Origin of the sequence: Lentibacillus salicampi, assembly GCF_004565465.1 — a bacterium.
Lineage (GTDB): Bacteria > Bacillota > Bacilli > Bacillales > Amphibacillaceae > Lentibacillus > Lentibacillus salicampi.
The window spans coordinates 1-1,117 of record NZ_SRHY01000112.1; the positions used below are offsets into that span (position 1 = coordinate 1).

General features: G+C 35.1%; 1 protein-coding gene. It reads right to left on the reverse strand.

Annotated features, from left to right (window positions below; translation table 11 throughout):
- Nucleotides 1-841: 841 nt before the first annotated feature.
- On the reverse strand, nucleotides 842-1,117 hold a 276-nt coding region (locus E4U82_RS20110), incomplete at its 5' end, for a hypothetical protein (protein ID WP_167751515.1).

Here is a 1,117-nt window from a genome sequence, read left to right on the forward strand (position 1 = left end):
GCGCCCTTTTATGGAATAGTCCTGTTGTTGGCTGCTATCACGATTGCATTTTATTAGGTTAGCTATGTTAAGACTTTCATCTGATTTATTCGAATATCAAATTCCAGAAAGAGGCACCGCCACCAGTCATCCAATACGATAGAACACCGAAGGAGATGAGGAACCAAACCACTCGCCATACGGTCTCTTTTCTTGAAAGCTGAATCCAATAAAAAGCACCCCACCACACATAAGTCGTCATAATTGCAAAGTCTATCCCAGAGGACGACACCTGGCTCATCGCATTTCCAAACCAAGCTAATAGACTAATCGGTACAATAATAATTAAAATAACTATGTTGAGAATGTGAAAAATCCGAGTTCTCATTTAAATCTTCCAGCCCCCTAACGAGGCGAAATTCCAGTAATCTATCCAAAACCACAAAACGATTACAGAAATTAAAAACCAGATAAGTCTCCAAGCATATGTTTTTTTTCGAAATTGAATAAAATAAAAAATTCCCCACCAAACAACAGTAGTTATAATAATAAAACGGATAAAGAATGAATTAACACTTAAAAAAGCAAATAAACAGATTGCCTCTACAATAATAAAAACCATTATGTTGAGGCTATGAAAAATCCAGCTTCTCACCTTCAACCCCCTAATATTTATCTATGGTATTATCCAAATTCTAAAGTTCTTATTCCGTTAAATGGCCCTCCAATGGCAATTTGAATACTGCCCTTCATTCCGGAACTGCGCCCGATTGTGAAAGACTCGGAATCAAGATATCTTAGAGTATATTTAACTAAAGAACTCTTTAGTTGAAAGGTTTGCTATTATTAAAAACCCAGACAATTATCCATTTGGTGGGTCACCCATTTGGGCCATCATCGAGACAAAAGCTATAAATGCTCCACTTCCAAATGAGATGATAATTGCTATAATTGCAAGTGCATTTTTTTCTGTACCTTTGAAAATGGCTATAAAACCAAAAATCAGAGATACAATTATTGATAACCAAATAAGAAAAATGCCAAAATCAGGATGAATTCTTATTAATGCATACATCATTGCAAATAAAAATGGTACTGGAAATATACTTAACAATAAAGACCAGTAGCTTAACCAAGA